Annotated in this window: 25 protein-coding genes; 13 read left to right on the top strand and 12 right to left on the bottom strand. The window is 70.7% G+C overall.

Features of this window, described 5'->3' with window-relative positions; all coding sequences use genetic code 11:
• Positions 1-41: 41 nt before the first annotated feature.
• Together FS532_RS13675 and FS532_RS13670 are read right to left on the bottom strand one after the other, a co-directional pair.
• Positions 42-521, bottom strand: a complete 480-nt coding sequence (locus FS532_RS13675) for a peroxiredoxin (RefSeq protein ID WP_144755273.1) — start codon at positions 519-521, stop codon at positions 42-44.
• A gap of 67 nt (positions 522-588) precedes the next feature.
• Positions 589-1,338, bottom strand: a complete 750-nt coding sequence (locus tag FS532_RS13670) for a CPBP family intramembrane glutamic endopeptidase (protein WP_144755270.1) — start codon at positions 1,336-1,338, stop codon at positions 589-591.
• A gap of 119 nt (positions 1,339-1,457) precedes the next feature.
• On the opposite strand from FS532_RS13670, the gene typA reads away from it, so the two are divergent.
• The 7 genes from typA to FS532_RS13635 all read left to right on the top strand — a co-directional run bounded on the left by typA (position 1,458) and on the right by FS532_RS13635 (position 9,511).
• Positions 1,458-3,380: a translational GTPase TypA gene (gene typA, locus FS532_RS13665; RefSeq protein ID WP_097180683.1), complete on the top strand. Its 1,923-nt coding sequence runs from the start codon at positions 1,458-1,460 to the stop codon at positions 3,378-3,380.
• Positions 3,381-3,470: 90 nt separating this feature from the next.
• Positions 3,471-4,664 (top strand): amidohydrolase, encoded by a 1,194-nt coding sequence (locus FS532_RS13660; protein WP_186322040.1) that lies wholly within the window; start codon positions 3,471-3,473, stop codon positions 4,662-4,664.
• A 113-nt stretch (positions 4,665-4,777) separates the two neighbouring features.
• Positions 4,778-5,320 carry a hypothetical protein gene (locus FS532_RS13655; RefSeq protein ID WP_144755265.1) on the top strand — a complete coding sequence of 181 codons (543 nt, stop codon included), beginning with the start codon at positions 4,778-4,780 and terminating at the stop codon, positions 5,318-5,320.
• A 26-nt stretch (positions 5,321-5,346) separates the two neighbouring features.
• Complete coding sequence (locus FS532_RS13650; protein WP_144755262.1) at positions 5,347-6,573, top strand: PIG-L family deacetylase; 1,227 nt, start codon at positions 5,347-5,349, stop codon at positions 6,571-6,573.
• Between the two features lie 37 nt (positions 6,574-6,610).
• Positions 6,611-6,928 (top strand): ferredoxin, encoded by a 318-nt coding sequence (gene fdxA / locus FS532_RS13645; RefSeq protein ID WP_058728223.1) that lies wholly within the window; start codon positions 6,611-6,613, stop codon positions 6,926-6,928.
• A gap of 14 nt (positions 6,929-6,942) precedes the next feature.
• Complete coding sequence (gene dapC / locus FS532_RS13640) at positions 6,943-8,061, top strand: succinyldiaminopimelate transaminase (RefSeq protein ID WP_144755259.1); 1,119 nt, start codon at positions 6,943-6,945, stop codon at positions 8,059-8,061.
• 151 nt (positions 8,062-8,212) lie between these two features.
• On the top strand, positions 8,213-9,511 hold the full coding sequence (locus tag FS532_RS13635) for a citrate synthase (RefSeq protein WP_079238432.1): 1,299 nt from the start codon (positions 8,213-8,215) through the stop codon (positions 9,509-9,511).
• A gap of 127 nt (positions 9,512-9,638) precedes the next feature.
• Here FS532_RS13635 and dapD read toward each other — a convergent pair whose 3' ends face one another.
• On the bottom strand, positions 9,639-10,649 hold the full coding sequence (dapD, locus tag FS532_RS13630; RefSeq protein ID WP_440130716.1) for a 2,3,4,5-tetrahydropyridine-2,6-dicarboxylate N-succinyltransferase: 1,011 nt from the start codon (positions 10,647-10,649) through the stop codon (positions 9,639-9,641).
• Here dapD and dapE point away from each other — a divergent pair.
• Both dapE and FS532_RS13620 read left to right on the top strand, forming a co-directional pair.
• The gene (gene dapE / locus FS532_RS13625) at positions 10,648-11,727 is read left to right on the top strand and encodes a succinyl-diaminopimelate desuccinylase (protein WP_144755253.1); all 1,080 of its coding nucleotides are present in this window, start codon (positions 10,648-10,650) and stop codon (positions 11,725-11,727) included. The genes dapD and dapE overlap by 2 nt on opposite strands.
• Entirely contained in the window at positions 11,712-12,956 is a 1,245-nt protein-coding gene (locus FS532_RS13620; protein WP_144755250.1) for a mannosyltransferase family protein, read from the top strand. The genes dapE and FS532_RS13620 overlap by 16 nt, the downstream gene beginning before the upstream one ends.
• On the opposite strand, the gene FS532_RS13615 is transcribed toward FS532_RS13620, so the two are convergent.
• Positions 12,935-14,083 (bottom strand): AI-2E family transporter, encoded by a 1,149-nt coding sequence (locus FS532_RS13615; protein ID WP_144755247.1) that lies wholly within the window; start codon positions 14,081-14,083, stop codon positions 12,935-12,937. The two genes, FS532_RS13620 and FS532_RS13615, sit on opposite strands and share 22 nt — an antisense overlap.
• Positions 14,084-14,210: 127 nt before the next feature.
• On the opposite strand from FS532_RS13615, the gene FS532_RS13610 reads away from it, so the two are divergent.
• Together FS532_RS13610 and FS532_RS13605 are read left to right on the top strand one after the other, a co-directional pair.
• Positions 14,211-14,381 (top strand): DUF3117 domain-containing protein, encoded by a 171-nt coding sequence (locus FS532_RS13610; protein ID WP_017887054.1) that lies wholly within the window; start codon positions 14,211-14,213, stop codon positions 14,379-14,381.
• Positions 14,382-14,551: 170 nt separating this feature from the next.
• On the top strand, positions 14,552-15,274 hold the full coding sequence (locus FS532_RS13605) for an AAA family ATPase (RefSeq protein WP_144755244.1): 723 nt from the start codon (positions 14,552-14,554) through the stop codon (positions 15,272-15,274).
• A gap of 4 nt (positions 15,275-15,278) precedes the next feature.
• On the opposite strand, the gene FS532_RS13600 is transcribed toward FS532_RS13605, so the two are convergent.
• A complete protein-coding gene (locus FS532_RS13600; protein WP_097180672.1) occupies positions 15,279-15,911 on the bottom strand; it encodes an O-methyltransferase in 633 nt (210 codons plus the stop codon).
• A gap of 64 nt (positions 15,912-15,975) precedes the next feature.
• On the opposite strand from FS532_RS13600, the gene FS532_RS13595 reads away from it, so the two are divergent.
• Complete coding sequence (locus tag FS532_RS13595) at positions 15,976-16,344, top strand: twin-arginine translocase TatA/TatE family subunit (protein ID WP_079238437.1); 369 nt, start codon at positions 15,976-15,978, stop codon at positions 16,342-16,344.
• A gap of 197 nt (positions 16,345-16,541) precedes the next feature.
• Here FS532_RS13595 and FS532_RS13590 read toward each other — a convergent pair whose 3' ends face one another.
• The 5 genes from FS532_RS13590 to FS532_RS13570 all read right to left on the bottom strand — a co-directional run bounded on the left by FS532_RS13590 (position 16,542) and on the right by FS532_RS13570 (position 21,859).
• The gene (locus FS532_RS13590) at positions 16,542-17,831 is read right to left on the bottom strand and encodes a carbohydrate-binding protein (protein ID WP_144755241.1); all 1,290 of its coding nucleotides are present in this window, start codon (positions 17,829-17,831) and stop codon (positions 16,542-16,544) included.
• 143 nt (positions 17,832-17,974) lie between these two features.
• Positions 17,975-18,823: a class I SAM-dependent methyltransferase gene (locus FS532_RS13585; RefSeq protein ID WP_144755238.1), complete on the bottom strand. Its 849-nt coding sequence runs from the start codon at positions 18,821-18,823 to the stop codon at positions 17,975-17,977.
• 10 nt (positions 18,824-18,833) lie between these two features.
• Entirely contained in the window at positions 18,834-19,994 is a 1,161-nt protein-coding gene (locus FS532_RS13580) for an Mrp/NBP35 family ATP-binding protein (protein ID WP_144755235.1), read from the bottom strand.
• A complete protein-coding gene (locus FS532_RS13575) occupies positions 19,987-20,487 on the bottom strand; it encodes a DUF1003 domain-containing protein (protein ID WP_144755537.1) in 501 nt (166 codons plus the stop codon). Before FS532_RS13575 ends, FS532_RS13580 begins: the two co-directional genes overlap by 8 nt.
• A 52-nt stretch (positions 20,488-20,539) precedes the next feature.
• Complete coding sequence (locus tag FS532_RS13570) at positions 20,540-21,859, bottom strand: magnesium transporter MgtE N-terminal domain-containing protein (RefSeq protein ID WP_144755231.1); 1,320 nt, start codon at positions 21,857-21,859, stop codon at positions 20,540-20,542.
• A gap of 84 nt (positions 21,860-21,943) precedes the next feature.
• Between FS532_RS13570 and FS532_RS13565 the strand changes: the two genes are divergently transcribed.
• Positions 21,944-22,906 (top strand): general stress protein, encoded by a 963-nt coding sequence (locus FS532_RS13565; RefSeq protein WP_144755227.1) that lies wholly within the window; start codon positions 21,944-21,946, stop codon positions 22,904-22,906.
• 162 nt (positions 22,907-23,068) lie between these two features.
• On the opposite strand, the gene FS532_RS13560 is transcribed toward FS532_RS13565, so the two are convergent.
• Complete coding sequence (locus FS532_RS13560) at positions 23,069-23,557, bottom strand: GNAT family N-acetyltransferase (RefSeq protein WP_144755224.1); 489 nt, start codon at positions 23,555-23,557, stop codon at positions 23,069-23,071.
• A gap of 9 nt (positions 23,558-23,566) precedes the next feature.
• Positions 23,567-25,051 carry an aminopeptidase P family protein gene (locus tag FS532_RS13555; RefSeq protein ID WP_144755221.1) on the bottom strand — a complete coding sequence of 495 codons (1,485 nt, stop codon included), beginning with the start codon at positions 25,049-25,051 and terminating at the stop codon, positions 23,567-23,569.
• Positions 25,052-25,081 lie beyond the last annotated feature (30 nt).

The raw sequence follows: 25,081 nt of genomic DNA, 5'->3' as shown, positions 1-25,081 counted from the left end.
TGATCGTGCGGGAACTGAATGCACGCGCATCGAGGGTGCGCTCAGGCGACCAGGAGCTCGATCTGCGCCCGGATCGTCTCGGCCTTCGGGAAGCGCAGTCCGACGAGTCCGACGTGCCGCCAGCGGACCACGCCGTCGGGGCCGATGACGAACACCGAACGGCGGAGCCCGATGCCCGGCGCCTGCACGCCGTAGGCGCGGATGACGTCGCCCGAGGTGTCACTGAGCAGCGGGAAGGTGAGCGAGGAGCCGCGGGCGAAGTCCTCGTGGGAGTCGAGCGCCTGCGGGCTGACGCCCCACACGACGGCCCCGAGGTCGCCGAAGTCGTCGAGCTCCTCCTGGTAGCTGCAGAGCTGGGCGGTGCAGACGGGGGAGGCGTCGCCGGGGTAGAAGGCGAGGACGATCGTCCGGCCGATCTCGGCGGACAGCGAGTACTCGTCGTCGAGGCGTGTCCCGTCGCGGACGATCATGCCGGGCAGGGTGAAGCCCGGCGCAGGATCGCCGATCTCGGGGATGCTCATGTGCTCACGCTAGGGCCGCGGGATCGGTGCGTCGCCGCGCCGCGCTGTGGGTTCTCTGTGGGTCCGGTCAGCGGAAGAGCTGCGGGAACGCGTGCGCGACCCACGGGTACCCGACGAACACCGCGGCGTCGAGCAGGCAGTGCGTGATCACGAGCGGGAGGAGCCGGCCCCACTTCGTGTAGATCCAGCCGAACACGACGCCCATCACGGCGTTGCCGACGAAGGCGCCGAAGCCCTGGTACAGGTGGTAGCTGCCCCGCAGGACGGCGGTCGACAGGATGATCTGCCAGCGGCCCCACCCGAGGCCCCCGAGGCGCTCGTACAGGTACCCGACGACGATCACTTCCTCCTGCAGGCCGGAGCGGATCGCGGACAGCAGCAGGACGGGGATCGTCCACCAGTACGAGTCGAGCGCCGCGGGGTTCACGTTCACGGTGAAGCCGAGTGCGCGGCCCGTGAAGTACAGCGCCAGCCCCGGGATGCCGATGCACAGGGCGATGAGCGCCGCGCCACCGAGGTCGGGGCGTGCGCGGAACCGGTCGATGCCCAGCCGGGCGAGGTGCGGGCGCGTCGTGCTCCAGAGCAGGAAGCAGACGAGGGCCACCGGCGCCAGGTCGACCGCGATGCCGACCAGCTGCCGTGCGAGGTCGACGTACTGCACCGTGGTCGTCGACGTGTTGAGCGCCGTGGACTGCTGTCCGAGGGGGGTCGTCTGGGACAGGTCGTCGATGATCTGGAGCACCGAGTACAGGGCGCTGCCACCCAGCGAGAGCATGAGCACGATCGTGATCTCGGTCCACGTTCGCCGTCGGCTCATCGGCTGTACTCCTGTCGGTTGCGAACTACCGGTAGACTGGCGTGTCGGGCGTTCTGCCCGCGGGCGTGGCGCCGATGCTGCCGGCCCGACTCTTCCCAAGAAATTGAAGGATGTCCTGTATGGCGCTCGCCACCCGGTCCGACCTGCGCAACGTCGCCATCGTGGCACACGTCGACCACGGCAAGACCACGCTCGTCGACGCGATGCTCACGCAGACCAACTCGTTCGACGCCCACTTCGAGGGCGAAGACCGGATGATGGACTCGAACGACCTCGAGCGCGAGAAGGGCATCACCATCCTCGCGAAGAACACGTCGGTGCTCTACAACGGCAAGCACGCGACGGAGTTCGGCTCGGACGGCCCGATCACGATCAACGTGATCGACACCCCGGGTCACGCCGACTTCGGTGGCGAGGTCGAGCGCGGCCTCTCCATGGTCGACGGTGTCGTGCTGCTCGTCGACGCGTCCGAGGGTCCGCTGCCCCAGACCCGCTTCGTGCTCCGCAAGGCGCTCGCGGCGAAGCTCCCGGTGATCCTGCTCGTCAACAAGACGGACCGCCCGGACTCCCGCATCGACGAGGTCGTCTCCGAGTCGCAGGACCTGCTCCTCGGCCTCGCGTCCGACCTGTCGGACGAGGTCGACGACCTCGACCTCGACGCCATCCTCGACGTCCCCGTGGTGTACGCCTCGGGCCGTGCGGGTGCGGCCAGCCGCAACAAGCCGGCCGACGGCTCGCTGCCTGACAACGACGACCTCGAGCCGCTGTTCGAGGCGATCCTGCAGCACGTCCCGGCCCCGAAGTACGACGACGAGCACCCGCTGCAGGCGCACGTCACGAACCTCGACGCGTCGCCGTTCCTCGGTCGCCTCGCGCTGCTCCGCATCTTCCACGGCACGATGAAGAAGGGCCAGACGGTCGCGTGGGTCAAGCACGACGGCACCGTCGCGAACGCCCGCATCACCGAGCTCCTCGTCACCAAGGCGCTCGAGCGCTACCCGGCCGAGTCGGCGGGCCCCGGTGACATCGTCGCCGTCGCCGGCTTCGACACGATCACCATCGGTGAGACCCTGACCGACCCCGAGGACGTCCGCCCGCTGCCGACCATCACGGTCGACGACCCGGCGATCTCGATGACGATCGGCACGAACACCAGCCCGCTCGTCGGCAAGGTCAAGGGCCATAAGCTCACGGCGCGCATGGTCAAGGACCGCCTCGACCGCGAGCTCATCGGCAACGTCTCGCTCAAGGTCCTCGACATCGGTCGTCCGGACGCGTGGGAGGTCCAGGGCCGCGGCGAGCTCGCGCTGGCCATCCTCGTCGAGCAGATGCGTCGTGAGGGCTTCGAGCTCACGGTCGGCAAGCCGCAGGTCGTCACCAAGCGTGACGAGAACGGCAAGCTCCAGGAGCCGTACGAGCACATGACGATCGACACGCCGGAGGAGCACCTCGGCGCGATCACGCAGCTCATGGCCGCGCGCAAGGGTCGCATGGAGAACATGACGAACCACGGCACCGGCTGGATCCGCATGGAGTTCATCGTGCCGTCGCGTGGCCTGATCGGCTTCCGCACCGCGTTCCTCACCGAGACCCGCGGCACCGGCATCGCCAACGCGATCTCGCACGGCTACGCCGAGTGGGCCGGCCCGATCCAGACCCGCATCAACGGCTCGATCGTGTCCGACCGTTCGGGTGTCGTCACGCCGTTCGCCATCACGAACCTCCAGGAGCGGATGACGTTCTTCGTCAACCCCACGGAAGAGGTCTACGAGGGCATGGTCATCGGCGAGAACTCGCGCGCCGACGACATGGACGTCAACATCACCAAGGAGAAGAAGCTCACGAACATGCGTTCGGCGAACGCGGACTCCTTCGAGTCGATGACGCCGTCACGCCAGCTGTCGCTCGAGGAGTGCCTCGAGTTCGCTCGTGAGGACGAGTGCGTCGAGGTCACGCCCGACGCCGTGCGCATCCGCAAGGTGGAGCTCGACGCGCAGGCCCGCCAGCGTGCGTACGCCCGCCTGAAGCGTCAGGACGCGTAAGCGCGGACAGCCTGGAGGCACGCCCTCCACGACCGGCCCGGTCACCTCGTCGAGGTGGCCGGGCCGGTCTTCGGTTGTAGCGTGGGGTGCGTGACTCTCGACCTCCTCTCGCTGTACCAGGACCTCCACGCACACCCCGAGCTCGGCTTCCAGGAGCACCGCACGGCGGGCATCGTCGCCGCGAAGCTCGAGGAGATCGGCGGGATCGAGGTGACGACGGGCGTCGGCCGGACCGGCGTCGTGGGCGTGCTGTCGAACGGCGAGGGCCCCGTGGTGTGGCTCCGCGCCGACATGGACGGGTTGCCCGTGCAGGAGCGCACCGGCCTGCCCTACGCGAGCGAGCACCGCGGCACCGACGAAGAGGGCAACGACGTCCCGACGATGCACGCCTGCGGCCACGACATCCACGTGACGTGGCTGCTCGGCACCCTCGAACGCCTCGCCGCGACCACGGACGACTGGCACGGCACGGTCGTCGCCGTCTTCCAGCCCGCCGAAGAGGTCATCTCCGGCGCCCGGTCCATGGTCGAGGACGGCCTGGTCGACCGGTTCCCGAAGCCCGACGTCGTCCTCGGGCAGCACTCCGCGCCGGCACCCGTCGGCATCGTCGCGGTGGGCAGCGGCCCGGTGATGGCATCGAGCGACCGGCTCACCGTGACGTTCAACGGCCGGGGCGCGCACGGTTCCGCCCCGCAGGCGTCCCTCGACCCGATCGTCACGGCCGCGTCCGCCGTCGTCCGCCTGCAGACCGTGGTCTCGCGCGAGGTCTCGCCGAGCGACGCCGGCGTCGTCACCGTCGGCAGCTTCCACTCCGGCACCCGCGCGAACATCATCCCGGACCAGGCCGTCATCGAGATCTCGACGCGTGCCCGCAACGAGGGGACCCGCGCGCGGATCATCGCGTCGATCGAGCGGATCGTCCGAGCCGAGAGCGAGGCCGGCGGGCTGCCCGAGCCGACGATCGTGCGCTCGCCCGGCGCCGAGGTCACCGTGAACGACGCCGAGCAGGCGCAGGTCGTCCTCGACGCGATCCGTGCCGAGGTGTCCGGCGCCCGGGACCTCGAGATCGGGCTCGCGATGGCGTCCGAGGACGTCGGGCAGCTCGCCACGGCCAGCGGCGCACCGCTCGTCTACTGGTTCACGGGCATCACGGACCCGGAGCTCTTCCGCCGCGGTGAGGACATCCCGAGCAACCACTCGCCGTTCTACGCGCCGCAGGCCGAGACGGCCATCCCGGTGGGCGTCGACGCCCTCGTGGCGGCGACGCGCGCGTACGTCGCCTGACGCAGGCGGTCCTGCACAAGGCGACCGGGAGGCGCGGCGCGACCCCGTCACGCACGTGACGTTCCCAGGGGACTCACGCCGCGCCTCCCGGCTGGCCCTCTAGGGTTCTGCGCATGCGCACCCCGACCCGCACCCTGATCGCCGCCGTCGCTGCCGGCATCGCCCTCGCCGGCCTGGCCGGCTGCTCGTCCGACGCCGTGAAGCAGGCGACGGACCTCGGGTCCTCGGTGGCGTCGAGCGTCGCCGACGGGGTCAAGGGGATCGACGGCAAGGCGATCCAGGACGGCATGGCCTCGGTCGCCGGAGGGATCGACGGTGCGCTCGACACGGCGCTCAAGGGCACGAACGTGACCTCCGACGGCAAGGTGCCCGACGGCTTCCCGACGACCGAGGTCCCGCTCGTCGACGGCACCGTGCTCGGCGGCGGTGCGGGGCCGAACGGCTCCGGCTGGGTCGCCCAGGTGCGCGCGTCGTCGGTGGACGACTTCGCGACCGCCGACCAGCAGCTCACCGACGCCGGGTTCACGGAGTCGGCGAAGCGCGCGGACTCGTCGAGTGCCTTCGGGATGTTCCGCAGCGACGCGTACCGGGTCGTCCTGACCTTCTCGGACGGCGCGGACGGCGTGACCGCGACGTACATCGTGACGCCCCGTTAGTCGCCCAGCCCGTACGCTGGGACCCGATGTCGAAGGTCGCTGCCACCCGCCCCGAACGCGTGCTGTTCGTGCACGCCCACCCCGACGACGAGACGCTCTCGTCGGGCGGGACGATCGCCACGCTGCTCGAGCTGGGCGCCGAGGTCACCGTGCTCACCGCGACGCGGGGTGAGCGCGGCGAGATGCTCACACCGCTGCTCGCGCCGCTCTTCGGCGACGGTCCCCGTGTCGCCGCCCACCGGGAGACCGAGATCGCCGGCGCGCTGGCTGCCCTCGGGGGACCGGCGCACCTGTGGCTCGGTGGGGCGGGAGCACGTCCGACCGACCTCCCGGAGCGGCGCTACAGCGACTCCGGCATGCAGTGGGGGCCGGACGGCCGTGCGATCGCCGCCGACGACGCCCCTGCCGACTCGCTGACGGCGGCGGACCTCGGCGAGGTCGTGGACGACATCCGGGCCGCGATCCGGTCCACCGCCGCCGACGCCGTGGTCAGCTACGCCGACGACGGCGGGTACGGCCACCCGGACCACGTCCGCGTCCACCACGCCGCGCGGTACGCAGCCAGGGCCGAGGAACTGCCGTTCTCGATGATCGTCGACCCGACGACGACCGAAGCCGACGTCACGGTCGACGTCCTGCCGGTCCGGGCGAAGCTCCGTGCCGCCGTCGAGCAGTACCGCTCGCAGGTGACCGTCGACCCGGCGGACCCCGCCGACCCGACCGCGCTCTCGTGGGTGATGCCGCACGGTGTCCGCCACCACGCTCCCGCCGTGGAGGCGTTCCGCCACGCCGACGCCCCCGCGGTTCCGGCCCCGCAGACCTACGCCGAGATGTCCGGCCAGGGGAAGGTCACCGCGGTCGTCGTCGCCCTCGTGCTCGGACTCGTCGTCGGCGGGCTCGGCACGGTCACCCACCAGCAGACCCTCGGTGCGTTCCCGATCGGCATGGTCCTCACGTCGCTGATCGTGGTCGGGCTGACCGTCGGCATCCGGCTCCTGTACCGCTCGCGGGCGATGGTCGCCGCCGTCGGGCTCGGGATCATCCTGGCGACCCAGGTCCTCGTGTCCGTCGGTGGGCAGAGCTCGCCGCTCGTCCTCGCGAACACCGCGGGGTACGTGTGGACGTTCGGGCCGGCCGTGGTCGCCGCGCTCGTGCTGGCATGGCCGGACCTGTCCGGGCTGCGGTCCGGTGCGCGCGTGGGTACCGATGTCGGCACCGGCTCGCGGTCAGGGGATCCCGCCCGCCGCGAGTAGACTTGACAACGCTCAGTCCGAAGGGAGCACCCCAGCCGTGACGTACGTGATCGCCCAGCCCTGTGTCGACGTGAAGGACCGCGCGTGCATCGACGAATGCCCGGTCGACTGCATCTACGAGGGTGACCGGTCGCTGTACATCCACCCCGACGAGTGCGTCGACTGCGGTGCGTGTGAGCCCGTCTGCCCGGTCGAGGCGATCTACTACGAGGACGACCTCCCCGACGAGTGGGCCGACTACTACAAGGCCAACGTCGAGTTCTTCGAGGAGGTCGGTTCGCCCGGCGGTGCCGCGAAGGTCGGTGTGATCCACAAGGACCACCCGGTCGTCATGGCCGAACCGCCCCGCGGCTGAACCGGAGCTCGCACGTGGCGCTCGACCTCCCCGACTTCCCCTGGGACCAGCTGGTCCCGTTCAAGCAGCAGGCCGCAGCCTACGAGGGCGGCATCGTCGACCTCAGCGTCGGCTCGCCCGTCGACCCGACACCCGCGGTCGTGCGCACGGCACTCGCCGAGGCCACGGACGCGCACGCCTACCCGCAGGTCGCCGGCACCCCGGCCCTGCGTGAGGCGATCGCCGCCTGGTACGGCCGACGCCAGGGCGTGACGCTGACGCCCGACCAGGTGCTGCCGACGATCGGCTCGAAGGAGTTCATCGCCGGGCTGGCGCTCTGGCTCGGCATCGGGCGCGGCGACACCGTGGTGTTCCCCGCGGCCGCGTACCCGACGTACGAGCTCGGTGCGGCGCTGGTCGGAGCCACCGCCCTGGCGTCCGACGACCCCGCGGCGTGGCCGGAATCGACGAAGCTCGTCTGGCTGAACTCGCCGGGCAACCCCGACGGCCGCGTGCTGTCCGTCGAGGACCTCCGGGTCGCGGTCGCCCGCGCCCGTGAGCTCGGTGCGGTCATCGTCGGAGACGAGTGCTACGCCGAACTCGGCTGGGTCGCACCGTACGACACCACCCCGACCCCGACGATCCTCGACCCCCGCGTGGTGGGCGACTCGCTCGACGGCGTCCTCAGCGTGTACTCGCTGTCGAAGCAGTCGAACCTCGCCGGGTACCGTGCCGCGTTCGTCGCCGGTGACGCAGCGGTCCTCGCCGACGTCCTGGCGGTCCGGAAGCACACTGGCATGATGCCGCCGCTGCCCGTGCAGGAGGCCATGATCGTCGCCCTCGCCGACGAGAGCCACGTGCAGCAGCAGAAGGCGCGCTACCGGGCCCGACGGAACATGCTCCGACGGGCACTCGAGGGTGCCGGCTTCCGGATCGACCACAGCGACGCCGGCCTGTACCTCTGGGCCACCCGCGGCGAGCCCGCCCTGGACACCGTGGCGTGGCTGGCCGAACGCGGCATCCTCGTCGCTCCCGGTACGTTCTACGGTCCGGCGGGGTCCGAGCACGTGCGCGTGGCGCTCACGGCGACCGACGAGCGCATCGCCGCAGCCGCCCAGCGCCTGGCGAGTGCCCAGCGTCTGGCGTCCGCCTGACGCTTTCGCGCTGCGCGCAATCCGTGGTTCCCACCAAGTCCTGAGGCTCGATGTGTGCACGACCGACAGTGGGCGCGATTAGGCTGTCATCGTGACTGACACTGCCAATGACGCTCAGAAGACGGCCACACCGCCCACCACGCCCGTCCCCGTGAGTCCCGCCGCCGAGCAGACGACGGAGACCGCGACGCTGACGTACCCGGGCGGCACGGCGGAGTTCCCGATCCTGCCGAGCGTCGACGGTGCGTCCACCATCGACATCTCGACGTTCAAGAAGCAGACCGGGATGAACACGCTCGACTACGGGTTCGTGAACACCGGGTCGACGAAGAGCGCCATCACCTACATCGACGGCGACCAGGGCATCCTGCGGTACCGCGGCTACCCGATCGACCAGGTCGCCTCGAACTGCACCTTCCTCGAGGTCGCCTGGCTCCTCATCTACGGTGAGCTGCCGAACGAGGCCGAGCTGGCCGACTTCGACGCCCGCATCCGTCGGCACACGCTGCTGCACGAGGACCTCCGTCGCCTCTTCGACGCCCTCCCGCACTCGGCGCACCCGATGTCCGTCCTCTCCAGCGCCGTCAGTGCCCTGTCGACCTACTACGAGGACGACATGGACGTCGACGACCCGGAGAAGGTCGAGCTGCAGACCGTGCGTCTCCTCGCCAAGCTCCCGGTCATCGCCGCGTACGCGCACAAGAAGGCCATCGGACAGGCGTTCCTGTACCCGGACAACTCGCTGTCGTTCGTCGACAACTTCCTGCGCCTGAACTTCGGCACCATGGCCGAGACGTACGTGCCGAACCCGGTGCTGTCCAAGGCGCTCGAGCGGCTGCTGATCCTGCACGAGGACCACGAGCAGAACGCCTCCACGGCGACCGTCCGCCTGGTCGGGTCGACGAAGGCGAACATGTTCGCCTCGATCTCCGCCGGGATCAACGCCCTGTACGGCCCGCTGCACGGCGGCGCGAACGAGGCCGTCCTCGAGATGCTCCAGCAGATCAAGGACTCCGGCGAGCCCGTGCAGCGCTTCGTCGAGCGGGTGAAGAACAAGGAGCGCGGGGTGAAGCTCATGGGCTTCGGACACCGCGTCTACAAGAACTACGACCCGCGCGCCAAGCTCGTGAAGGAGTCCGCGCACGAGGTGCTCGAAGCGCTGGGCGTGCAGGACGACCTGCTCGACATCGCGATGGAGCTCGAGGGGATCGCGCTGGAGGACGAGTACTTCGTCAGCCGCAAGCTCTACCCCAACGTCGACTTCTACACGGGCATCATCTACAAGGCGATGGGCTTCCCGCCGCGGATGTTCACGGTCCTGTTCGCCATCGGGCGGCTGCCCGGCTGGATCGCCCAGTGGCGCGAGCTGAACAACGACCCGCTCAACAAGATCGGCCGCCCGCAGCAGCTGTACGTCGGACACCCGGAGCGCGACCTGCCCGCGCGCTGACGCGCGGCGCGGCGCGTTCAGAGAGCACGAATGGTCGGGTCCCGAGACGGGACCCGACCATTGCTGCTCACTCAGTGTCGGACTGGAGGCGCGGGGCGGGCTGGCACCGTGCCTCCAGTCCGGTGCGTCACGCGTGGAGCGCGGTGTTGAGCTGGATGCCCTGCCCCTGGCGCTGGAGCGCCTCGACGGCGCCGGAGAGCGAGTTGCGGCGGAACAGGATGTTCGGGGTGCCGGAGAGCTCAGCGGCCTTGACGGTCTTCGGGGTGCCGTCCGGGTTCGGTGCCGCACCGACGAGGACGACCTTCGTGCCGGCCGTCACGTAGAGACCCGCCTCGATGACGGAGTCGTCGCCGAGCGAGATGCCGAGGCCGGCGTTCGCCCCGAGGAGTGCGCGCTCACCGAGGGAGACCCGGTGCGTGCCGCCGCCGGAGAGCGTGCCCATGATGGACGCCCCGCCGCCGATGTCGGTGCCGTTGCCGACGACGACTCCCTGCGAGACACGGCCCTCGATCATGGCGTCGCCGAGGGTGCCCGCGTTGAAGTTCACGAAGCCCTCGTGCATCACGGTCGTGCCCGGTGCGAGGTGCGCACCGAGACGGACGCGGTTGGCGTCACCGATGCGGACGCGGTCCGGGACGACGTAGTCGACCAGGCGCGGGAACTTGTCGATGGCGTGCACGGCGATGCCCGCGCGCTGCAGGCCCGGACGCAAGCGCGTGAGGGAGTCGGGGTGCACGGGGCCGGCGTTCGTCCACGCGACGATCGGCAGGTACGCGAAGACGCCGTCGAGGTTGATCTCGTTCGGGCGCACGTGCAGGTGGCTCAGGAGGTGCAGACGCAGGTACGCGTCCTCGGTGCTCGACGGGGCGGCGTCGATGGTGACCTCGGTCGTGACGGCCTCGATGCGGACGTCGCGGCGGGCGTCGTCGCCGACGTGCGCCTGCAGTTCGGCGGGGAAGGCCTCGTCGGTCGGCAGTGCGCCGAGGTGCGTCTCCGGGTACCAGGTGTCCAGCGTCGTGCCGTCGGCGGCGATCGTCGCGAGGCCGTGGCCCCAGGCGTGGGTCGGGAGGTCGGTGGCAGCGGTCGTGTCGGTCACCGGACCAGGGTACTCAAGGGTCGGCCGGTAGGCTTCCCGCATGCCGGAGCAGCTCGACCTCACCGCCTCGTCCATCGACATCACCCGTGCCATCTGCGACATCGAGTCGGTGTCCGGCAACGAGGGACCGCTCGCCGACGCGATCGAAGCGGCCCTCACGCCGCTCGCGCACCTCGAGGTGATCCGCGACGGCGACGCCATCGTCGCGCGCACGAACCTCGGCCGGGACCGCCGCGTCGTCATCGCCGGGCACATCGACACGGTGCCGCTGAACGACAACCTGCCGACCTCCTTCCGCGAGGTCGACGGGCAGCGGGTCCTCTGGGGGCGCGGCACCGTCGACATGAAGGCCGGCGTCGCCGTGCAGCTGAAGCTCGCGTACGACCTCGCGGACCCGAGCGTCGACGTCACGTGGGTGTTCTACGACCACGAGGAGGTGAGCGACTCGCTCAACGGCCTCGGCCGTCTGGCCCGGACGCGTCCCGAGCTCCTCGCCGGCGACTTCGCCATCCTGGGGGAGCCCTCCGGGGCGCAGATCGAGGGTGGCTGCAACGGCAACCTCCGCGCCGAGATCCGCACCTTCGGCAAGCGGTCGCACAGTGCCCGCAGCTGGATCGGCGACAACGCGATCCACAAGGCGGCACCGATCCTGGCGACCCTCGCCGCGTACGAGCCCCGCGCCGTCACGGTCGACGGGCTGGAGTACCGCGAGGGCCTCAACGCCGTCGGCATCTCCGGTGGCATCGCCGGCAACGTCATCCCCGACGAAGCGATGGTGCACGTCAACTACCGGTTCGCCCCCTCGCGCAGCGCGGACGAAGCAGTCGCCCACATCCGCGAGCTCTTCGACGGGTACGACGTGCAGATCGTCGACCTCGCCGCCGGTGCCCGTCCGGGGCTCGACGCCGCGCTCGCGCAGGACTTCGTCGCCGCGGTCGGTGGCCCCGCGCCCCGCCCGAAGTACGGCTGGACCGACGTCGCCCGCTTCTCCGCCCTCGGGGTCCCCGCCGTCAACTACGGTCCGGGCGAGCCCGTGTTCGCGCACCACGACGACGAGCAGGTCCCCGTCGACCAGATCACCTCGGTCGAGGACGGTCTGCGTCGGTGGCTGACGGCCTGACCACGGCCGGGTCGACCCGGCTGAGCCCCGCCCGAGCCCGCTGGCACGCCCGCTACCGCGTCGTGCCGTGGTGGGCGCGGATCACGGTCGTCTACGTGCTCGCGCGCGTCGTCACGGGCGTGATGCTCTCGGCGTTCGCGAGCGTCCAGGCCGCGAACTCCTTCACCGTGCAGCACCCGGGGCTGCTCTCGTTCTCGTCGATCTGGGACGGCGCCTGGTACCGCGTGATCGCGGCGAGCGGGTACCCGTCGACGCTGCCGGTGGACGCCGCCGGGCACGTGACGGAGAACGCGTGGGCGTTCATGCCCGCGTACCCGTTCCTGGTCCGCGGGCTCATGGTGCTCACCGGGGCGTCGTTCGAGCTCGTCGCGGTGTCGGTCTCCCTGCTGTTCGGTTGGGGTGCCGCGCTCGTCTTCCGTCGGCTGATGGGGAAGTTCCTCGACCCGGCGCGGGCGACGTTCGCCACCGTGCTGTTCTGCGTCGCACCGGTCGCCGTGATGTTCCAGGTGGCGTACGCCGAGTCGATGGGGATGTTCCTGCTCCTCGTCGCCCTCGTCCTGATGGTGGAACGCCGCTGGTGGACGATGCTGCCCGTCGTGCTGCTGCTCGGGATGACCCGGCCGACCGGGCTCGCGTTCGCGTTCCTCATCGTGCTGTTCCTGGGCGCCTGGTTCGTCCGGCCGACGTGGGTCCGTGAGTCCGCACCGCTGACCGTCCGACGGTTCGTGCCGCCCGCGGTGGTGGCGGTGGTCTCCGGGGTCGTCGGGCTCGCGTGGCCGGCGATCGCGTGGGCGGTCACCGGGGTGCCGAAGGCGTACACGGACACCGAGCTCGCCTGGCGCTCGTCGTACATCGGGTGGAAGGAACTCGTGCCGTTCGCCCCCTGGATCCAGGGCTTCGGGTGGTGGTTCCGCCAGCCGGCCGGGGCGATCCTGCTCGCCGTGGTGGTCGTCGGGTTTGCGGCGTTCGTGTTCATGCCGGCGGCGCGGCGGATCGGTCTGGAGCTGCGGCTCTGGGGTGTCGCCTACGTCGTGTACCTGCTGGCCGTGTTCTTCCCGCAGTCGAGTACCTGGCGCATCCTGCTGCCGATCGCACCCCTGCTCGGGATCGTCGCACTGCCGCGGTCACGGGTGTACCGGGTGGCGGTCGTCGTCGTGTGCCTCGCCCTGCAGTGGGTGTGGCTGTACTACTGCTGGTGGGTGGACGGCTACGACTGGACGCCGCCGTGATCGGTGGTCGGTCCGGTCGGCGGCGCTGACGGCGCCGGGTCATCCGGGCGCCACGCTGCCGCGGCCGTGATCATCGAGTTGACCGTGGCGATGAACGGCACCGCGAAGAACGCCCCGACCACCCCGGCGATCGTGGTGCCGGCCGTCACGCCGAGCACGACGCCGAGCGGGTGGACCTTGACGGCGCTGCCGGTGAGGAACGGGTGCAGGACGTGGCTCTCCAGCTGCTGCACGACGATGACCACGCCGAGCATCACGAGTGCCGGGACCCAACCGTTGAACACCAGCGCGACGAGCACGGCGACGCCGCCGGCGACGATGGCACCGACGACCGGGACGAACGCCCCGAAGAACACGATGACGCCGATCGGGATGGCGAGTGGCACCTGGAGCGCCAGGGCGCCGATGACGATCCCGAGCGCGTCGGTGACGGCGACGACGAGCTGGACGCGGATGAAGCTCGTCAGTGTCTTCCATCCGGCGTGCCCGGCGACGTCGATGCGGGGGCGGGCCCGCCGGGGGAACAGCCGCACCGTCCAGGACCAGATCCGAGGCCCGTCGACGAGCACGAAGATCGTCGTGAAGACCACGATGAAGAGCCCCTCGAGGGCGTGCACGAGCCCGCTCCCGGCCTCGAGCGCACCCGACAGGATCGACGACGCGTGCGTCTGCAGGAACCTGGTCCCGTCAGCGAGCCACTTCGTCACCTGTGACGCCGTGATGCCGAACGGTTCCGTCGCCAACAGCGTCTGCAGCGACTGCACGTTGTGGTCGAGTCGGTGTGCGAGGGACGGGAGGTCGTACCGGATCTGCGCGGTGACGACCAGCGCGAGGACCCCGAGGGCGACCAGGACGCCGACGAGGCACGACAGGACCGCCAGCCACTTCGGCCACCGGTGCCGCTGGAGGAACGCCGACAGGGGCGCGAGCAGAGCGCAGACGAGCAGGCCGACGAGGAACGGCACCACGATGTCGCGCAGCAGGACCACGAGGACGACGACGATGGCGATGGCGGCGACGACGACGAGGATCCGCCACGAGAACGCACCGGCCACCCGCACGCCCGGCGGGACGGCTTCGAGCGCGGGATCTGCGTGTGGACGACGCGTGGAGCGGATGTTCGGCACACGCCAAGGTTAGGAATCCGACCCGCGAGAACGTCGCGATTCGCCACCCCCAACCTGGGCGGTTTCGCAGTTCCCCCATCGATACGAGATAATGAGCGGGCATGTACTGCACGAAAGGGGACATCTGATGGCAGCCATGAAGCCGAGGACCGGTGACGGGCCGATGGAGGCTGTTAAGGAGGGTCGACTCATCATCGTGCGGGTTCCGCTCGAAGGTGGAGGCCGCCTGGTCGTCTCGGTCAACGATGCCGAGGCCAAGGAACTCCACGACGCACTCGCCGAGGTCGTCTCGGCCTAGTACGTCGAAGCACCGAACGGGGGAGCCCGGAGCGCGTACGCTCCGGGCTCCTTCGCGTCCGGGACAGAGGCGTCGGCGCAGTTCGGGACAGCGCTGTCGGCGCCGTTCGGGATAGCGCTGTCGGTGCCGTCCGGGACCGCGCTGTCGGTACCGTCCGGCAGGATGAACGGGTGCCACGGACCCGCCTGCCGATCCGCCGCGTCGAGGAGTACGCGCCGGACCCACTGGCGCGCGATCAGTGGCCCGGGACCCTCGCGCCCGTCCGCCAGCTCCTCGACGACGGGCTCGACCTCGATCCCGTGACGGTGTTCGTCGGCGACAACGGCGTCGGCAAGTCGACCCTGGTCGAGGCGATCGCCCTCGCGTTCGGGATGGGGCCGGAGGGTGGTTCGACGATGTCCGGGCACACCACCCGCGCGACCGAGTCGCAGCTCTGGGAACACCTCGTGCTCGTCCGGGAGCCCGGCGCCGCGAAGGGCGGGTTCTTCCTGCGCGCCGAGACCATGCACGGGCTGTTCACGTTCCTCGAGGAGCACCCGGGCCCCCGACCGGAGCCGGTCTTCCACGAGCGCAGCCACGGCGAGTCGTTCCTGGACTTCGTGATCGACCGATCGCAGTGGCCCGGGCTCTGGATCCTCGACGAACCGGAGTCGGCGCTGTCGTTCTCCGGCTGTCTGGCGCTCATCGGCCTGCTACAGTCCATCGTCGAGAGCGGCATCGGCCAGGTCGTGCTGTCGACGCACTCGCCGGTGCTCGCTGCGTTCCCGGGCGCGACCATCCACGAGGTCGGGGACTGGGGCATCCGCCGCACCGCCTGGGGCGACCTGGACCTGGTGCGCAACCAGCGGGCGTTCCTGGAGTCCCCGGAGCGCTACCTGCGCCACCTCGACTGAGCGGCTACGCGGACACCTTCGTCATCTGCAGCAGCCCGTCGCCCGCCGGAGACAGCGCGCTGATGACCGCACCCGAGGTCGACACCTCGGTCAGGAGCAGCCGGAAGTCGGTGGTCGCGCGGTCCCGCTTCACCGGGTCGGCGACCCGGCCACGCCAGAGCGCGTGCGGCACCAGCACGGTCCCGCCGACGCGAGCGAGCCGCAGCCCGTGCTCGACGTACTCGATTACGTGCTCTGGGTCGGCGTCGACGAGGACGACGTCGTACGACGCCTCGTTCATGCGCGGCAGCACCTGGTTCGCACGGCCGGGGATGAGCCGGATGCGGGCGGGTGCGGTGCCGGCCGCGATGTAGGCGTCGCGGGCGTACTGCTGGTGGTCGACCTCGACGTCGATCGTCGTCAGGGTCGCGGTCGGTGCGCCGCCGAGCAGGTACAGTCCGGACACGCCGAGTCCGGTGCCGATCTCGATGATGCTCGTCGCCCGCGATGCCGCCGCGACGACGCCGATCTGCGCACCGATGGCGGGGGAGATCGCCTCCACCCCGAGCTCGAGGGAGTGCTCACGAGCACGGGCGATCACCTCGGACTCCGAGACGATGTCCTCGGCGAACTTCCAGTTCGACTCTTTCTCTGACACGCACACTCCGTTCGGATGACAACTCTACGGGTGCGGCGCAGTGCGGACGGGTTACGCTCGTACCGTGTTCGACGGCTTCGAGAAGTTCCTGGTGATCGGGATCATCGGCGTCCTCCTGCTCGGACCGCAGCGGCTGCCGATGTACGCCCAGAAGCTCGCCGAGTTCGTGAAGGCCGTCCGTCGCTTCGCCGACACCGCGAAGGACCGGATGCGCGAGGAGATGGGCCCCGAGTTCGACGAGGTCGACTGGCAGAAGCTCGACCCCCGGCAGTACGACCCGCGCCGGATCATCCGCGACGCGCTCCTCGACTCGGGCGGCAGTGCGGCGGCCGTGCAGACCGCGCAGGTCACCGCCTCCAACGTGCGTGCGACGGCACCGGTGGTGCCCCTCGCCATCGGCGAGGCCGCACCCTTCGACGCCGAAGCGACCTGACGAGGGCGCCCCACGCCCGTCACGTGACCGCTTGACGGACTGGAGGCGCGGTGCCAGCTGGCACCGCGCCTCCAGGCCGTTGGTGGTTCCGTCCCACACCGTGCGCGATGGAAAGCGGAATCGCGCGTAGGTGGCCGGAAGAACCGACCTCCTACGCGCGATTCGACTTCCTACGCGCGGATCAGCACGCCGCCCCGCTACTTCAGGTCGGCGATGAAGCGGTCCGTCCAGGCGAGGGCCGGTGCGCTCGGTACCGAGCTGCAGGTGGACATCGCCGTCGTCGAGGAGCACGGGGTGTCGCGGTCGAGGGACCAGTAGTGGACGCCGGCGAGGCCGTTCGCCTTGGCGTACGCGGACAGGGTGTCGACGTCGGCGAGGGTGAAGACCTCGTCGGAGGTGTCGTTCACGCCGATCATCGGGGTGACCTCGATCTTCGACGGCGCGATGCCGTAGGTGTGCTCGAGGTTCGTCACGGCCTGGATCGAGGACTTGCCCATCTCGCAGGTCGATCCGGACAGCACGCAGTTCGCGGTCGTCGCGCGGCCGAAGTCCATCGTCATGAGGTTGACGGTGTAGTTCGTCAGCGACGATGCCTTGATCGCCTTGACCGTGGCGTCACCCGTGCTGTTGAGCCCGCCGAAGCTCCCGTCGCTGGCCGCGAGGGTCGCGAGGGTGAAGGAGAAGCGCAGGCCCGGGTACTTCGACTGGGCGAGAGCTGCGGCGTTCACGAGGTTCTGGACGTCTGAGGCGGACTGGCCGCTCTCGATGTCGAAGTCGACGCCGATCATGTGCGGGGTGGCGTACCGGGCGATGAAGCTCTGCAGCGCCGTGCCGGAGCACTTGAACGAGCCCGCTGCGCCGCCGGTGCTCACGATGTAGTTCACGCCCGCGGCGTCGAGCTTCGGGATGTTGGCGCTCGCGAACGCGTCGGCCGCCACACCGCCCCAGTTCTCGCTGCCGCAGGTGCCGGTCGCGAACGCGAGGGTGATCGCCTTGAGGCCGGGCTCCCGTGTGGAGACGAGGCTGTTGCTCGAGCCGACGACCGGGATGCGCGTCCCGGTGACGGCGGTGTTCATCACGTTCGTGTTCCAGTCGAGGTTCACGGTGACGTCCTTGTACGGGCTGAACACCAGGCCGCTGGCGGTGCCCCCACTGCCACCCGTGCCCGGGTTCGTGGTGCCGCCGCCCGGAGTGGTCGTGCCGCCACCACCCGTACCGGTGCAGGCGCCGGTGGACGTCCACGGCTGCCCGCTCCCTGTCGCCCCCGAATGCGTCGCGGGGTCGTCGCCCTGCGTCCACCAGTTCGCGGTGTAGTTCGTGCCGTTCTCGCTGACGGTGGCGCCGCCGGAGTAGGCGGTGCCGGCAGCCCAGGCGGTCGCACACGACGGTGTCGCGGCGATGGCCGGTGCCGCGGCGAGCGATCCTCCTGCGATCGTCGCCACTGCGGCGGCCACGAGGCCGATCCGCACGCGGATGTCGTTCTTCACACGGTTCTCCTGTCCTCGGCCGGACGTCGTCGTCCGGCGGGTGGAACCCCTGCGACCCGATTTCGCAGGAGCATTGTGGAATACCCCTGCATATTGCTCTCAGGTGGAACGACCTGTCCATGAAAGGACGTACAGCTGCGGGATCAGTCCTTCGTCGCGACGACGGTGTACGTGGTCGGCAACCGGTCCCGATCCGCGGCGGGCCAGGCCCAGGAGCCGTCACCGGTGTCCTCCATCCGCGGACTGAAGCGCCACGGGAGCGTCGTGCCCTCGTCCAGTCGGCGGATACGCAGCCCGGCGCCGAGGAGCGCGTTCACGATCTCGGAGAGCGGGTGCGGCCACTCGTACGTCCGGGTGTTCGCCACGGTCCCGTCGCCCGCGTACGTCCCGGCATCGTCCCACTGCTGCGCGGTGCCGTCCGGGAAGTAGCGGTACCGGGTGACGAGCCCGTCGGCGGACTCGTCGAGCGCGTACAACGCCGGGTGGCCGTCGCGGATGAAGAACACCCCGCCCGGTCGGAGCAGCGCGGCGACCTGTGCGGCCCACCGGTCGAGATCCGCGAGCCAGCAGATGGTGCCGATGCTCGTGTAGACCACGTCGAAGTCCCCCACCACCGCGGCTCGGGCGTCGAGGACGTCGGTCTCGACCCAGGTGATGTCGAGATCGAGCCGCGAAGCGAGTCCGGCGGCGGAGGCGAGCGCAGCGGGGGAGAAGTCGACGCCGGTGACCCGGGCGCCCTCGCGGGCGAGGGACACGGTGTCGGTTCCGATGTGACACTGCAGGTGGCAGACGTCGAGGCCGTGCAGAGAGCCCGACGGCAGCCAGGGTGCCAGCGCGGGGAGGTCGTCGCGGACGACGGTCGAGCGGTGCTCGGGATCGGACAGCTCGTCGATCTCGTAGGCACCCTCGTGGATCGGCACGCGGTCGTCCCAGTTGGCGCGGTTGGTGTCGCGGGCCTGCTCCCAGTCGACGTCGACGTGATCCGTGCTCATGCGTTCGAGCCTAGGACAGCGACAAGCCCAGCTTCCGTCCGGCCAGCCCGCGCCCCATCGTCGTGATGCCGTCGGCGATCGCGGCGAGTGCGACGGCGGCGGGGTCCTCCGGCGCGCCGAGCACGACCGGCAGGCCGGTGTCCCCGCCCTCTCTGAGCGGCACGGACAACGGCACGCTGCCGAGCACCCGCACGGGGGACTCCTGGTCACGGGACAGTCGCCGAGCGGTCTCCGCACCGCCGCCCTCACCGAACAGGTGCAGGACGCTGCCGTCGGGCTGCACGAGACCCGCCATGTTCTCGATGACACCGATGACCCGCTGCCCGGTCTGCCGCGCGACGATCCCGCTCCGCTCGGCCACGTCGGCGGCGGCCGCCTGCGGGGTGGTCACGACCAGGACCTCGGCGTGCGGGAGCAGCTGGCCGACCGAGATCGCCACGTCCCCGGTGCCCGGCGGCAGGTCGAGCAGCAGCACGTCGAGGTCGCCGAAGAACACGTCGGTGAGGAACTGCGACACGGTCCGGTGCAGCATCGGCCCGCGCCAGGACACCGCGGTCGAGGCGTCGTCCACGAACATGCCGATCGACACGACCTTCACGTCGTGGGCCACCGGCGGCAGGATCATGCTGTCCACCCGGGTGGGGCGTGGCGCCACGCCGTTCGCGTCGGTCAGGCCCATCAGCCCGGGGATGCTGAAGCCGTGCACGTCGACGTCGACGATGCCCACCCGCTGGCCACGCGCAGCGAGCGCGACTGCCAGGTTCGCGGTGACGGTCGACTTCCCGACGCCGCCCTTGCCGCTCGTGACAGCGATCACCCGGGTGAGGGAGTCCGGCGTGAACTGCACGCCCTTCGGTCGACCGGCGCGGAGCCGCTCGGTCAGCGCGGCGCGGGTCGCCGGGGCCATGACCGACACGTCGACCGACACGGCGGACACGCCGTCCACGGAACCGGCGGCGGCGCGCACGTCGCGCTCGATGGTGTCGGCGGCGGGGCACCCCACGATCGTGAGCTGCAGGTCGACGCGCACCGCGCCTCCAGGCTGCACATCGACACCACGGATCATGTCGAGCTCCGTGACGGGGCGGCGGATCTCGGGGTCGATCACGCGGCCGAGCGCAGCGAGGACCGCGGAGCCGAGCCGTTCGTCGGGGGAGACGGCCTCAGCCACGGGCGGTGCTGCCGGGCTCGTCCGCGAAGCCGGCGTCCTCCGTGTCGCGACGGTCCAGCTCCTCGAGCAGCGACCGGATCTCGGCGCGGATGAAGTCCTTCGACGCCATGTCGCGCATCGCGAGCCGCAGGGCCACGACCTCGCGCGCCAGGTACTCGGTGTCCGCCAGGTTCCGCTCGGCACGCTGACGGTCCTGCTCGAACTGCACGCGGTCGCGGTCGTCCTGCCGGTTCTGGGCGAGCAGGATCAGCGGGGCCGCGTACGACGCCTGCAGGGAGAGCACGAGGGTCAGGGCCGTGAAGCCGATCGCCGCCGAGTCGAACTGCCACGACTTCGGGGCGAGCGTGTTGTAGCCCATCCAGACGACGCAGAACAGGGTCAGGCCGACGAGGAACCACGGGGTGCCCATGGCGCGGGCGATGCCCTCGGTGGCACGGCCGAAGGTGTCACCGCGGCCGGACCGGCGGCGGGTCGGGAGCACGCGCGTGCGCATGCCCTTGGGCGAGTCGAGACGTTCCTGACGCTCGAGCCGCTCCTGGCGGTTCTCATCCGTTCGGGCCACGGGTGGTCCTCCTTCCCGTCGTCACGGGCGTCTTGCGCGGGCGTTGGCGTGGGAGCGGTGAGGGTTCCCCCTCGCCCTGACTTCGCCAGTCGTCCGGCAGGACGTGGTCGAGGACATCGTCGATCGTCACCACCCCGACGAGTCGGTGGGCGTCGTCGACCACGGGGACGGACAACAGGTTGTAGGTCGCCATGATCCGGGTGACCTCGGCGGCGCTCGCATCGACCCGGACCGGTTCGGTCTGCTGGTCGATCAGGGTGCCGAGCCGTTCGTTCGGCGGGTACCGCAGCATCCGCTGGAAGTGCACGAGGCCGAGGAACCGACCGGTCGGCGGCTCGTACGGCGGCAGCGTGACGCAGACGGCGGCACCGAGCACCGGTGCGAGTTCGTGGCGGCGGACCAGTGCGAGTCCCTCGGCGACGGTGGCGTCGCCGGAGACGATCACCGGCTCGGTCGTCATGAGCCCGCCGGCGGTGTCCGGCTCGTACTCGAGGAGCATGCGCACGTCCTGCGCCTCCTCGGGCTCCATGAGCTGGAGGAGGGCCTCACTGCGCTCGTCGGAGAACTGCGCGAGGACGTCGGCCGCGTCGTCGGGCTGCATGTGGTCGAGGACGTCGGCGGCGCGCGAGTCGGTGAGCCGGGTGAGGATCTCGATCCGTTCCTGGTCGGGCATCTCCTCGAGCACGTCGGCGAGGCGGTCGTCCGGCAGCTCCTCGGCGACCTCGAACCGGCGTTCCTCGGGCAGGTCGAGCAGCGTCGACGCGAGGTCGGCCGGCAGCAGGTCGGAGTACGCGGCGATGACGTGCTCGGCCGACTGGGCCTCGCCGGGGAGCTCGTCCTCGGTGACCTCGTTCCAGGTCGCGAAGGTCGTCGGGCCCTTGCCGAACGGCGACGGCGTGGTCTTCGGCTTGCGGAGGAAGAGCTGCGAGACCTCCCAGTCGCCCTGCCCGCGGTCCTCGATCGCGACGTCCTCGATGGTGGCGCGGATGCGCTCCTTCTTGATGAGGACCTTGCGGCCGAGCATCTCGGCGATCACGCGCACCTCGCCGCCGCGCTGCTCGAAGCGGCGCATGTTGACGAGACCCGTCGTGATGACCTGCCCGGCACCGATCGAGGTGATCCGGCCGATGCTCACGAAGATCCGTCGTTTGCCCGGGACCTCGACGATGAGTCCGACGACGTGCGGGGCGTCGACGCGGCGGTACACGACGAGGACGTCGCGCACCCTGCCGACGCGGTCGCCCGCGGGGTCGAAGACGGAGCACCCGGCGAGGCGGGCGACGAAGACCTTCGTGGCGCTCACCCGACCCAGCGTAGTCGCTGTGCATGGGGGTTCTTCCCTGTGGGCGCACGTGCGATTGCAAGGTGTTCGGTGAATGATGGCTGGGTGAGCAATCAGAGCCCCTTCGCCGGCAGGACCGCCCAGGCCTTCCCGACGCTGCCCAAGGGCGACGTCCTCGGCACCTACGACAGCTACCCCGACGCCCAGCGCGTCGTGGCGAAGCTCGCCGAGGCCGACTTCCCCGTCAACCAGCTCTCGATCGTCGGCAACGACCTCAAGACCGTCGAACGGGTCACGGGCAAGATGACCTACGGCCGCGCCGCCATCGCCGGTGCCCTGTCCGGGCTCTGGCTCGGCATCTTCTTCGGCATCGTGCTCACCCTGTTCTCGCCGAGCGCCGGCGGGCTCATCCTCGCCGCCGCCATCATCGGCGCCGCGTTCGGCATGCTCTACGGCATCGTGTCGTTCGCCATCACCAAGCGGCAGCGGGACTTCACGAGCGTGCACCAGGTGCTCGCCACGAACTACCAGATCGTCGTCGAGCCGCAGCTCGTCGGCCAGGCCCGTCGCATCCTCGGGGAGGCCGGGCTCGCCCCCGCCACCCACTGGAACCCCGGGACCCCGGGTGCTCCGGGACCGCAGAGCGGCCCGGGTGCCGGTGGTCCTGGGCTGCACGGACAGCAGCCGTGGCGGCCCGGTCCTGGCTCCGCGGGTGGTCAGGTGCCACCCCAGCAGTCGCCGTACGGTGGGCACGCCACACCCCACCAGCAGCCTGGAGGCACGCAGCAGCCCGGCACGTCGGCTCCCGCCCCGCAGTCGGGTGCCCCCTCGGGCACGCCCCGCTACGGTACGAACGACGGGCCCCGGTACGGGGAGACGCCGTCCACGGCGCCGGCACCGGCTGCGCCGTCGGCCGTGCCGCAGCCCCGGGCTGACGAGCCGCCGCGCTACGGCGAGCGGGTGACCGGGGCGACGCCGACGTCAGCGCCCGCAACCCCGTCGTCGTCCACGCCCTCGTCGTCGTCGCCGTCGTCCTCGGACGAGTCGAAGGACGACGAGTCCCGCTGACCCCGCTGCGGGCGAGGCGGGCGAGGCAGGCGAGGTCGCACGACGCGCCGCTCAGGTCCGCCGAGGTCGCACGAACGGTCGCTTCCCATCGCTGGGAGCGACCGTTTTCGCGACCTCGGCGGGCGGCGGGCGGGCGGTCCCGACGGGGCCGGGCGGACCGGGCTACAGGACCTTCGAGTAGCAGATCGACGTGGGCACCCCGACGTACGGGCCGAAGTTGGCGATGCGACCGAAGCCCTCGCGCTCGTAGAACCCGATCGCGCGCTTCTGCTCGTTGCCCGTCTCGAGCACGAGTGCGGGTGAGCCGAGGTCGAGCGCGGCCTCCTCCAGCCGACGCAGCAGGGCCGCCGCGACACCGACACCCCGGGACTCCGGCCGCACGTACATGCGCTTGATCTCGGTGATGCCGTCCTGCACGATGCGCAGCCCACCGCAGCCGAGCGGGGTGCCGTCCTCGTCGCGCGCGAGGAAGAACACCGCGATCGACTCGGCCGTGGGCTTCTCGCCCGGCTCGGTGTCGCCGCCGTACGCACGGTCGATCTCCAGGCGCTGCGCAGCACGGAGCCGCTGGGCGTCGGGGGAGTCGAAGTGCTCGACGTCGATCGAGAACGCGCCCTCGCTGGGGCTGGGGGAGACCTCCGGTGTCGTCACCCGCTCAGGCTAGCGGCCGGAGCGGGCGATCCACCCCTCCACTTCCGAGGGGGTCCGGGGGATGCCGACCGACAGGTTCTCGGCGCCGTCCTCGGTCACCAGGATGTCGTCCTCGATGCGGACGCCGATGCCGCGGAACTCCTCGGGCACGGTGAGGTCGTCCTGCTGGAAGTACAAGCCCGGCTCGATCGTGAAGACCATGCCGGGCTGCACGATGCCGTCGATGTAAATCTCACGGCGGGCCTTGGCGCAGTCGTGCACGTCGAGGCCGAGGTGGTGGCTCGTGCCGTGCACCATGTAGCGGCGGTGGAACTGGTTGTCCTGCTGGAGCGATTCCTCGGCGGTGCCGGGCAGGAAGCCCCACTCGGCGGTCTTCCGGGCGATGACCTCCATCGCGGTGGCGTGCACCTGGCGGAAGGTGATGCCGGGCTTGACGATCGCGAACGCCGCGTCGGCGGCTTCGAGCACGGCTTCGTACACCAGGCGCTGGACGTCGGTGAAGGTTCCGCTGACCGGGAGCGTGCGCGTGATGTCGGCCGTGTAGAAGGAGTCGACCTCGACGCCGGCGTCGATGAGGATCAGGTCGCCCGGCTCGACGGCACCGTCGTTTCGGGTCCAGTGCAGGATGCAGGCGTGGTGGCCCGACGCGGCGATGGTGTCGTAGCCCACGGTGTTGCCGTCGGCGCGGGCACGGCGGTTGAACGTGCCCTCGACGATGCGCTCGCCGCGGGGGTGCGCCAGCACGGCGTCGAAGTCGGCGATGACGTCGTCGAACCCGGCCTTGGTGGCGTTCACGGCCTTGCGGAGCTCGTTGACCTCGTACGCGTCCTTCACCAGGCGGAGCTCGGAGAGGTCGCGGGCGAGGGCGTCGTCGGTCGCGGGCACGCCGTCGGTCTCGGCAGCGCCGCCGACGGCGCTGCCGATCCGCTCGTCGAGCGTCCGGGTGAGGTCGGTGTCGGCGTCACGGACCAGCAGCGCCGAGGCGTCGAGCCCGGCGGTCACGGTGTCGAACGTGCCGAGGTCGGCCGTCGCGAGCCCGAGGTCCGCAGCGACCTCGTCGAGGGAGGGACGCGGGCCGACCCAGAACTCGCCGATCTCGGGGTTGGCGTAGAACTCCTCGGAGTCGCGGCCAGCGGTGGCGCGGAAGTACAGCGTGGCGTCGTGCCCGGAGCCGTTCGGCGTCATCACGAGCACGGAGCCGACGACGGTGTCGGTGCCCCAGCCGGTGAGGTGCGCGAAGGTGGAGTGCGGGCGGAACGGGTAGTCACAGTCGTTCGAGCGGACCTTCGCCTGGCCGGCCGGCACGACGATGGTGCGACCCGGGTGCAGCTCGGAGACCTTCGCGCGGCGCTCGGCTGCGAAGGCGGCCTGCTCGCGGGGCTCGGGCAGCGGACGGTCACGATCGGCCCACTGCGAACCGATGTAGTCCTTGAACGTCGAGGATCCGGGAGTGGTGGAACGGTTGCTCGTCGCGCGGGGAGTGGTGTCGGACATGCCCCCATCATCGCACCGCCCGACGGCGCG

The organism is Curtobacterium pusillum (assembly GCF_007673235.1).
GTDB classification, from domain to species: domain Bacteria; phylum Actinomycetota; class Actinomycetes; order Actinomycetales; family Microbacteriaceae; genus Curtobacterium; species Curtobacterium pusillum_C.
This window is presented reverse-complemented; position numbering and strand designations above follow the sequence as displayed.

What these genes read in the sequence shown, in the direction of transcription:
- FS532_RS13650 (WP_144755262.1), top strand. Translation starts at nt 5,347, where the DNA reads ATGTCGAAGGTCGCTGCCACCCGCCCCGAACGCGTGCTGTTCGTGCAC.
- FS532_RS13610 (WP_017887054.1), top strand. Translation starts at nt 14,211, where the DNA reads ATGGCAGCCATGAAGCCGAGGACCGGTGACGGGCCGATGGAGGCTGTT.
- FS532_RS13575 (WP_144755537.1), bottom strand. Translation starts at nt 20,487, where the DNA reads ATGCGCACGCGCGTGCTCCCGACCCGCCGCCGGTCCGGCCGCGGTGAC.
- FS532_RS13675 (WP_144755273.1), bottom strand. Translation starts at nt 521, where the DNA reads ATGAGCATCCCCGAGATCGGCGATCCTGCGCCGGGCTTCACCCTGCCC.
- dapE (WP_144755253.1), top strand. Translation starts at nt 10,648, where the DNA reads ATGCCGGAGCAGCTCGACCTCACCGCCTCGTCCATCGACATCACCCGT.
- typA (WP_097180683.1), top strand. Translation starts at nt 1,458, where the DNA reads ATGGCGCTCGCCACCCGGTCCGACCTGCGCAACGTCGCCATCGTGGCA.
- FS532_RS13585 (WP_144755238.1), bottom strand. Translation starts at nt 18,823, where the DNA reads ATGAGCACGGATCACGTCGACGTCGACTGGGAGCAGGCCCGCGACACC.
- dapD (WP_440130716.1), bottom strand. Translation starts at nt 10,649, where the DNA reads ATGCGGGAAGCCTACCGGCCGACCCTTGAGTACCCTGGTCCGGTGACC.
- FS532_RS13555 (WP_144755221.1), bottom strand. Translation starts at nt 25,051, where the DNA reads ATGTCCGACACCACTCCCCGCGCGACGAGCAACCGTTCCACCACTCCC.
- FS532_RS13670 (WP_144755270.1), bottom strand. Translation starts at nt 1,338, where the DNA reads ATGAGCCGACGGCGAACGTGGACCGAGATCACGATCGTGCTCATGCTC.
- FS532_RS13655 (WP_144755265.1), top strand. Translation starts at nt 4,778, where the DNA reads ATGCGCACCCCGACCCGCACCCTGATCGCCGCCGTCGCTGCCGGCATC.